This is a genomic window from Treponema sp. OMZ 805, from assembly GCF_050937395.1.
In the GTDB taxonomy this organism is placed as follows: domain Bacteria; phylum Spirochaetota; class Spirochaetia; order Treponematales; family Treponemataceae; genus Treponema.
In genome coordinates this window covers 104,231-112,848 of sequence record NZ_JACCLP010000010.1, presented here as the reverse complement: position 1 = coordinate 112,848, position 8,618 = coordinate 104,231, and the positions used below count along the sequence as shown (strand labels likewise).

7 protein-coding genes and 1 pseudogene are annotated in these 8,618 nt (G+C 45.1%); 2 read left to right on the top strand and 6 right to left on the bottom strand.

From position 1 onward, the window contains the following. Positions 1–49: 49 nt before the first annotated feature. Positions 50–163: a four helix bundle protein gene (locus tag HGH47_RS09060; RefSeq protein ID WP_212566469.1), complete on the bottom strand. Its 114-nt coding sequence runs from the start codon at positions 161–163 to the stop codon at positions 50–52. Between the two features lie 109 nt (positions 164–272). Here HGH47_RS09060 and HGH47_RS09055 point away from each other — a divergent pair, with 109 nt between their 5' ends. Continuing rightward, positions 273–1,157 carry an Rpn family recombination-promoting nuclease/putative transposase gene (locus HGH47_RS09055; protein WP_212566470.1) on the top strand — a complete coding sequence of 295 codons (885 nt, stop codon included), beginning with the start codon at positions 273–275 and terminating at the stop codon, positions 1,155–1,157. A gap of 50 nt (positions 1,158–1,207) precedes the next feature. On the opposite strand, the pseudogene HGH47_RS09050 reads toward HGH47_RS09055, so the two are convergent. The 3 genes and pseudogenes from HGH47_RS09050 to HGH47_RS09040 all read right to left on the bottom strand — a co-directional run bounded on the left by HGH47_RS09050 (position 1,208) and on the right by HGH47_RS09040 (position 6,606). Beyond that, positions 1,208–1,465: pseudogene (locus HGH47_RS09050) on the bottom strand (type II toxin-antitoxin system RelE family toxin). A gap of 5 nt (positions 1,466–1,470) precedes the next feature. Then, on the bottom strand, positions 1,471–1,701 hold the full coding sequence (locus tag HGH47_RS09045; protein WP_162663440.1) for a hypothetical protein: 231 nt from the start codon (positions 1,699–1,701) through the stop codon (positions 1,471–1,473). Between the two features lie 369 nt (positions 1,702–2,070). Beyond that, positions 2,071–6,606 carry an InlB B-repeat-containing protein gene (locus tag HGH47_RS09040; protein ID WP_432911897.1) on the bottom strand — a complete coding sequence of 1,512 codons (4,536 nt, stop codon included), beginning with the start codon at positions 6,604–6,606 and terminating at the stop codon, positions 2,071–2,073. Positions 6,607–6,962: 356 nt separating this feature from the next. Here HGH47_RS09040 and HGH47_RS09035 point away from each other — a divergent pair, with 356 nt between their 5' ends. Next, the gene (locus tag HGH47_RS09035) at positions 6,963–7,721 is read left to right on the top strand and encodes a hypothetical protein (protein ID WP_230974645.1); all 759 of its coding nucleotides are present in this window, start codon (positions 6,963–6,965) and stop codon (positions 7,719–7,721) included. A gap of 33 nt (positions 7,722–7,754) precedes the next feature. On the opposite strand, the gene HGH47_RS09030 is transcribed toward HGH47_RS09035, so the two are convergent. Continuing rightward, positions 7,755–8,027 carry a BrnA antitoxin family protein gene (locus HGH47_RS09030; RefSeq protein ID WP_212566473.1) on the bottom strand — a complete coding sequence of 91 codons (273 nt, stop codon included), beginning with the start codon at positions 8,025–8,027 and terminating at the stop codon, positions 7,755–7,757. Then, positions 7,999–8,316, bottom strand: a complete 318-nt coding sequence (locus HGH47_RS09025) for a BrnT family toxin (RefSeq protein WP_212566474.1) — start codon at positions 8,314–8,316, stop codon at positions 7,999–8,001. The genes HGH47_RS09030 and HGH47_RS09025 overlap by 29 nt, the downstream gene beginning before the upstream one ends. Between the last annotated feature and the right edge of the window lie 302 nt (positions 8,317–8,618).

Genomic DNA, 8,618 nt, shown 5'->3' with positions numbered 1-8,618 from the left:
ACCTTTATCTCAAGAGCTTTGCATAAAAGTCTGCCTTGCTTTGTCCTTGCTAGGCTTCTTTAATATTTGCCCCGATGCTCGTGCCGCTTTTTAAAAGCTGTTTCGACATAACAAACTCACGGTTCGTATCGCAGAGCTTTTTGTACAAGGCAATGACCTTCAACGCAAACGCTTTTGTCTAATTTGTAATTTATAATTCATAATTATGAATTTTTCGTATTTTTCAAGCCATTTTTACATCCGTGCTTTATATAAAGGGTATGGAGGCAAAAATGGAAGACACCTATAGATTAACACTTAAAAACGATTATTTATTTAAGCTCTTGCTCGGCTCGGAAGAGAATAAAGCCTGCTTGCAGGACTTTCTTGAATGCGTACTGGATATGCCGAGTGGTATGATTGCAGAGCTTGAACTACTGGACAAAGAGCTTACCAAAAATGAACTCACCGATAAAACGGGAATTCTTGATGTCAAGCTTCGTTTAACCGATGGAACAATTATCGACATTGAAATACAAAACTCTTGGTCTGCCGAATTTATTCCTCGAACACTGTTCTATTGGTCTAAAATGTACATTGAAGGCTTTAAAGAAGGAGAACCGTATACCAGTCTTACAAGATGCATTGCTATTAATCTGATCTCACAAGGTTTTAAGCTCAATAGTGAAATACATTCTACCTATAGTATACTGGAGCAAAAAACACAGCAGCCACTTACTGACTTACTGGAGATACATTTCCTCAACTTGTCGGCAGTAAAAGGACCTGAAATACGGCAAACTATCACTACCAAAAAGCAAGAAAAGCTGCTAAACTGGTTACGGTTTATAGAAACGGATGACAAGGAGGTAAGAACTATGTTAGCAACAACTTCACCGGTATTGCAGATGTTGAATGAGAAAATCGATATACTCAGTTTGAATCCTGAAGAACGCAAGCTCTATGAATCGAGAATGAAGCTAAAAAGCGACATAGCAACTATTTCTGAAGTGCAATTCAAGGCAGGGATCGAACGCGGTAAATCGCTCGGCCTTGCAGAAGGTTCCCACCAAAAAGCGCTCGAAACGGCAAAAAATCTCCTGCAATTTGGGCTTTCTCGGGAAAAGATAGCGCAAGCGACCGGCCTTACCCAAGCAGAGGTCGAAGCGATAAAATAAATCTTAATCATGAATTTATAATTAAGATTTAGCCCCACACACACATTATCTCATCGATACACTGTTGACCGGTGATCGATTTCGATGACGGTGATAACCAATTTATCATCATGGATACGGCACAAAATGCGGTAATCGCCCGCGCGGTAGCGCTATAGACCAGCAAGGTTTGAACTAAGCGCTTTTCCGCGGGAGCGCGGATTACCGAGCGCGGCAATTTCGCCCATATACCTTTTAATGCGGTTTTGTATCGGCTTATCAAGACTTGAAAACTGTTTACCTGCTTTCGGAGCGTATTCAATTTTCATTTTAATTATAGTCCAAGCTCTTTGTACAGAACTTCAGCAGGGATTGCAGGTTCCCCGCTTTTTTCAAAGTCAAACCACGCCTTTTCGGCGAGTGCAGCATCTTCAGCATCTTCTTGCAATTCGGCAAGGTAGCGGCTTAGGGCATTTTCCAAAACCGTATCTTTGGTTGCTCCGCTCATTTGTGCAGCCTGCTCTAATTCCCGATATGCTTTATGTGTCATAGTCATTGTAGGCATAGTAAGCCTCCTCGTCTTTTATTATACCATAGGTCATCTCTAAAAACTCGGTTAGCTTTTAGAGATGACCGACGAGTTTAAACTTAAGCCTTTATACAATAATGACTTAAGTTTAAACGTCGCAAATTAAATCTAAGGAAAACCTCTAAAAACTGAGGTTTTTAGAGGTTCCCCATAGTTCCCTTGAAATCTTAATTAAAAATTATTCTCCCTCCCTTGCCGTAGAGAACCGCCTCGGATGACGGAAAAGCGTTAAGTAATCGATGTTTTGGTAAGCGTAAGCCTGCCAAAACTCGTGTTGAAAACTGTACTTAGGAAGTATGCGCAAAGTCCGCAATGCGGACTTTGCGCCGTTGTCAAATCTCCCCCTTAGCTTGGCTCCTTACGCGGATATGTATTGTTGTGAAAATAGTAGAGACCGCCGTTTCTATCGGCAACTGCCCTTATGCCGCTAACTGTCTGATTAGCGCCTCCGTTATCCTTTATGTCGCCGCCGTACCAGTAAAAGTCGTGCTCAAGTTGCACCGCCTTGCAGTTTCTCTCTGATTGATTCCCGGTAATTGTTCCGCCTCTCATCTCAAAATTGCCCTGTGTGCATACGCCGCCGCCATGGCCGGTATATTCGATGTAGGAATAGACGCTGCTCACGGTGGCTTTGTTGTTTTTAATCGTTCCGCCTTTCATTATAAAATTGCCGTATATATACTGAGGGCCGTCCGCGCTCACGTATACGCCGCCGCCATTGCCGGCTTCGTTGTCGGAAATCGTTCCGCCAGTCATCGTAAAACTTCTGTCGGGACATATATACACGCCGCCGCCCTTGCCGTCATCGTATGCAGTGCCGTCGCCTTTGTTGCGGGCTTTGTTGCCGGTAATTGTTCCGCCTGACATGGTAAGATTTCCGTCTACAAACACAGTACCTCTTCCGGTATTTTTAAAGCCGGTAATTGTTACGCCGTCTTTGATTTCCGCGTTGCCGTCCTTTTCTACACAGAGCGCGTAGTGGTCCTTATCGCCGTAGTCGGCGCCTTGCAGTTTTATCTTACCTTCTAATATTAACGTCGCATCTCTTTGTACCTGCAAGTGTTTATAGTGGTCATGCCCATTGTTAGGACATGTTAAGGTTACGTCTCTATCTGCCTTGAGCATAATCTTTTTATTTCCCGGTATTTCAACCGTTGTAAGGTCGTCGATATTCCCCAGCTTTATAATAAAGGGCGTATTGTTGGGTCTACTCCTAATTACTTCCTGCAACAGTGAAGAGTTCTCAACTTCCGCTTTCAACGTACCGTCAGCGGCAATATACCAAAATACATTCCAGTTCTCCGAGTTCTCCGTAACTTTCTGCGGCGGGACGGTGAATTTGAGATGCTGACTGCTGACGCTACTGCCTGTTAGGTATAAGTGATCCGCCGTGTACTCTCTCGGTGTAATGCGCGCTGCGGGATTGTTTGACAAAATGCCGTCAACGGTTATCTTCTTTTCGCTCTCCAAATACACGTCGTTTTTGCCTGGCGTATATTGCTCAGATCCGGTAGAGGGGGTAACGATTGCGGAGCCCTGCATTTTAAAGGTTCCGTCCTGTACATAAACGCCGCCGCCTGTGGTTGCCGTGTTGTCCTTAATCTGTACGCCGTTGTTAAGCGTTACGATGCTGCTGCCTCCGGTGATATAGATGCCGCCGCCTGTGGTTGCCGTGTTGCCCGTAAGGGTGCAGCCATCCATGGTAACCTTTGCGCCCCCCTCGACCAGCAGGCCGCCAGCCCTCACGTTTCCCTTGTTGCTCTTAAGGGTACAGCTTTGCATGCTGACGGTTGCCCCGTGGACATACACCCCGCCGCAGCCGTTTGACGCGTCGCCGTGTGTCGATTCATTGCCCTCAAAGGTGCAGCTGTTCATGGTAACGGTTGACTTGTTTGCACGCACACCGCCACCCCTCGCGGCCTTGTTGCCCTTAACCGTTACGTTGCCTTTAAGCGTCAATTCACAGCCATCGTTGATATAGATGCCGCCGCCGAAGCCATAGTCGTCGGTTACCGTGTTGCCGTTGATGGAACCGCCGCTGATTGTTACGTGCGCAGCATTATCGTCGCGTTTTGTTGCATACACTGCGCCGCCATTCTTGTTCGCCGTGTTGTCCGTAAGGGTGCAGCCTGTTATTTTGACACTTGCACCATGTACGTAAATTGCACCTCCGTCGCCGGGTCCATCGGATCCCTCAGCCATACCATTTTTAAGCGTCAGGTTTTCCAGCGTGAGCGTTTTGTTGCTTTCCACTTTGAAGATGCGGTGCTTCGGTTTGCCGCCGGTGCTGTTGTTTGCGTCGATCACGGCGGATGATGCGCCGGTCGCCCTTTTAATCGTCAGGTTTTTGTTGATAACGATTTCGCCGTTGTTGCCGGTATCGCTCGTCGCCTTTATTTCGCCGTCTATGGTAAGGGTAGCGTTATCGGGTGCGCTTTTAACCGCACGCGCAAGGTCTTTCCACGTTGCCGGATTTTTTATGTGCGACTGGTAAAACTTCACCGTTACGGTTGTATCTGCGGTTACGTTGGAAAGTGTATAGGTTGAGTTTGTTCCGTTTACTACGATATTGCCCTTTTTCCATTCCGCAACTTCCCAGTCTGTATTGGTGGGATCCGCGGTAAAGCCTACACTTCCGCCGTCTTCAACTGATGTGCTGCCGTTTTCTACAAAGCTACCTGAATCGGCTTTAATCTTTCCTCCCGCTTTGTCGTCTACGATTTCTACGCGGTAGGTTACGTTGTAGCGAGCCTTCTTCCACTTTGCATAGAGCGTTACTATCGCGTCTTGAGCCGTCGCAAGATTGGTTACCTGTGCTTCATCAGCATAGAATGTAGAACCGTCTGCACTTGTTGCCCAGCCGTCAAAGGTATGACCGCTTTTAATAAATTTGTTTTTAGTAAGCGCCTTAGTCGTATCATCATACGTAAACAGCTGGTCGGCCATAGTTCCGGTGGCAGCGTTGTCATTCTTGTCAAAGTGCACTTTGTAGGTATTTGCCGTCCACTGCGCCGTGTACGTTGCATCCGCTGCAGGGAACGTCAAAGTCAGCGCCGGTGCGCTACCTTCCGGCTTCCAGCTGTTAAAAGTATAGCCGGTTTTTTGCGCAGTAGGAGCCGTAAGCGTTGCGCCGTATTTACCTGATACCGTCTTATTATCTGTGCTGCCGTCGATTTTTCCACCGTTTGGATTAAACGTCAAATGAACGGTCTTGCGCTTGTAGTATACTTTTACTACTGTTGAACCGTCAGCAGCGATGGTCGGGGAGGCCGGTTCAAGTTTATCGAACTCAAAGCCGGGATAGCTTTTTAGCGTTACGGCAGCATTCGCGCCGGTTGTACCCGTTGCATTATCATCCGTATCGGTAGGCTCGGCAGGATAATTATTATCATTAACATTCTGTTGGTAGTGTTTTACCTTATAGGGCGTATCTGCACCTGCCGTCCACTGCGCATAGAGCGTCATATCACCGGTTACCATGTCCGTTGCAAAGTTCCACGCTTGCCCTGCAGAACAGGCTTTATCTTTATACCAGCCGGTTACTCCGAACCCTTGTTTTTTCGGCCGCGGGTCGGGTGCTGAAACTGTAGCGCCGTGCAGCGCAATCTTAGAAACTGCGGTAGTACCGTCCGGATAGACTCCTCCGTTTGCATCAAAGCTTACCGTGTGTCCTTGCACAACCTTATAATAGACAGTCCGCACCGGCGTTGCCGCAAAGTCAGTGCCGTCCGTGTAATACTCCAGCTTATACTTCTTTTCACCGGCGCCGTTTAACGGAAGCGGTACGGTAACGGGATTGCCGTCATACTTTATCGGCGTTGAACTGCCGGTATCGGTCAGCGTACAGTGCACCGTCGTGTTTGCCGTCGGCGAAGACGCGGTCAGTTCAGCTCCGGCGCTGCCGGTACCGATGATAATAGGATCGGCTTCGCTGCCGCTTCCGGAAATTTTCGTTCCTTTCGTGATGGTAATATTCTCTGCTTCCGCCTTATTCGGTTTTGTACTTGCGTTCAGTATGTCGGAAGCTAAGCCTCTTTCGTCTATAAGTTTAATCGTATAGTCTTTTTTTGCAGCGCCGTCTTTCACTTCAACATCGGTTTTATAGTACAGTACCCAGCTGCTGTCGGCGGGAACATCATCGGCGTCCGGCTCATTCAGCTTTTCTGCATCGGAATGCGTAATAAAGACATCAGCTTCCGGTTTGGTAAATGCGGTTTGCGCTTCATTAGCCGAAAACGTATAGGGTGTTCCGTTGACCTCAATACGGGCAAGATCTTTATGCAAAAGCCCGCCCGGCACCCTCTTATCCATATCCGGCACCTTGATGCACAGCACATAATAAGCAGGCGAACCGGTTGTCTTTGCAACGGTGAAACTCGGATTCTGAGGGGGTGTATTCGCTTTTAGCTTTAGAGTGTAGGTTTGTTTAAAGAGGCGGCCGTCTGCGGCATACAAGGAGAGGGTGGAAGAAAGGTCTTGCGCACCCCATTCATGCGCTTTTAAAAAAGAAGCCTTATACGTAAGGGTCAGACTTTGTCGGTCTTCGGATTGTGTGAGCGTATAATCCGTACCCGCTACCGGAGCCTGTGTTAAATGCTCAAACACAACCACCTTTTTTGCCGGGGCTGCCGCCGGAGGTAAATCGAGCGAAAAAGATTTAGGATTTTTCAGCTTAAACGTGACGGAAACATCTTCAGCCGAGGGGACACTCGGTATGCTGTTGAGGTCGTTTTGTAATACCGCCTTTATGCTTGAATCGGTAATATACGCTTCCGATGCCCAATAGCTGAGATAGTCGTCTATATTTGCGGTAAACTGATTACAGGATGCAAACAAAAGAGTAAACAATATTCCGGTTAAAATGGCATAAAATTTCCGCATAGAACAACTACCTATATCTTATATATTGAAAAGAAATCTAAATATATTAACAGAAATCTTCCATATAAGATACGTTTTTAGCGCAAAAATAACCGCGGTTGCTTAAAAAGAACCATGGTTACAGGGAAAGCAGCTCAGGTAATCGCATCAAAAGTGTTGTTTGGTAAGCCCGCAGAATAATGAAGACCGTTCAACCAGAGTTGAACCTCTTCGCGGTTCAAATGGTCTCGCGGTCTTAATTATTCTGCGATTTTTATCTACTCTGCCTGATACAATTGCCCCTCTGCTAGAAAAAAGAGGGAAGACAATCGCAAGTCTAGAATTGTTGCATTATTTTTGATATGGTACTGCCGATTATGAGTAAAAAACTAAGCCCTGATCGTCTGTTATATATTTTAAATGCCGGTATGATGACCCTTGCAATGATAATGAATATTAAAGTTGCTATTCCATACGTATCTGTTATACCGTATATGAATTTGATCAAAGCTGCGCTGAATGCTTTCTGCGTGTGTCTTTCCATTATCCTTATCGTTCATCCCGAAAAAAAGCTCTTAACCTATATCGTCTTTTTTGTCGAAGCAGGAAATGCCGTCCTTGTCGGCTTTATGGGAATCGGAACTTCGATGTTCTGTATCGGTATTATCATCTGTTTTGTTAATGGAGAATTTGCCATTAATCGGAAAAAAAAGGTGATATTGCTTGGTGGTTACTGGTTGCTGGTTACTATCACAATCTATCCCGTCCTCGGATTTGCATTCGTTATATTTGAAATCTTAGGAACCCTCTTCGGGCTTACCGTCTGCGTTGTACTGTATCAAAAACTCGAAGGAAAGCTTTCGTATCTTTTGCTGCCGGACGAAACGATAACGACTGCCATTACCCTGCCACCGAAAGGTTCAACCTTAAAATTATCGGATTATGAACTTTCGGAACGGCAAATTGCATTCATCCTCGGTTCGATTAAACAAGGGGAAACCTACGAAGCGCTGGGAAATCGCTATCATGTCAGCACCTCAGTGGTCAAAAAAGATATGGCTGCAGCCTGTAAATATTTCGGCGTCGCCAACCGAGAAGCGCTGCGGATTTTATTGTTGCAATATAAGCTTGAGTAACCGGCGATTATTATATAAAACTATCAGGATCGATTAATAATCACCGGTAGTAATAGCTTTCCTTAAAATACTATTTATTTTTGTTTGATAGCCTTTACCTCCGGATTGAAGTGCCGCAAGAATATCCGCATCGATCTTTATAGAAATTGTTTTTTTAACGGGCGTTACATTCCAATATGCTTCATGCGCCGGTCTGAGTCTGGCTATTTGTGCCTTTGTCAGTTTGGGGCTATCCTCATCATACGATATAGGGTGATTTTTTATTTCTTCCAATCTTTCAGCCGTTAATTTTGTTGAAATAATCATAATATTCCTCCCTCAAGTCTTTCTCTGCTTGCCGTGCGGATATTAACCGTATTCTGTCTTTCTTTTCAGTAAAAAAGACCAATACTATCAATATTCCATTCAAATTACCAATTCCGTAGTATCTATCTTCTGTTTCAGAATGCTCAAAATCATATCCGATTAAAAATGCAGGATCATCAAATACTTCCAATATTTCTTCGAAAGCGATTCCATGTTTTTCAATATTAGCACGATTTTTGTCTTCGTCCCACTCAAAACGATTATCGTTGCTTATAATTGTTTTTCCCATAGGGAAAATATATACTGATGAGGATATATCGTCAAGTATATTTATCGTTGGACAACGATAATGACTCCAAGGTATAACTTCGGCGGCTACAATAGTTAAAACTGTGCAAAAAGCCGCCCAAATATTGACATAATGACGTAAAAAATTGAAACTACACAGATAAATAGACGGGCATCTCTAAACACTCAGGTATAGTTTTTAGAGGTTCTCATATTTGCGTTTTAGTGAAAGAGGGGCATTTCTAAAGATTAAAGTTTTAGGGGTTCCCGATAACGCCTTTTATAGACAAGGAGTATGAGGTA

Coding starts and splice junctions, on each gene's coding strand:
- HGH47_RS09055 (WP_212566470.1), top strand. CDS start 273: ATGGAAGACACCTATAGATTAACACTTAAAAACGATTATTTATTTAAG.
- HGH47_RS09045 (WP_162663440.1), bottom strand. CDS start 1,701: ATGCCTACAATGACTATGACACATAAAGCATATCGGGAATTAGAGCAG.
- HGH47_RS09040 (WP_432911897.1), bottom strand. CDS start 6,606: ATGCGGAAATTTTATGCCATTTTAACCGGAATATTGTTTACTCTTTTG.
- HGH47_RS09035 (WP_230974645.1), top strand. CDS start 6,963: ATGAGTAAAAAACTAAGCCCTGATCGTCTGTTATATATTTTAAATGCC.
- HGH47_RS09030 (WP_212566473.1), bottom strand. CDS start 8,027: ATGATTATTTCAACAAAATTAACGGCTGAAAGATTGGAAGAAATAAAA.
- HGH47_RS09025 (WP_212566474.1), bottom strand. CDS start 8,316: ATGGGAAAAACAATTATAAGCAACGATAATCGTTTTGAGTGGGACGAA.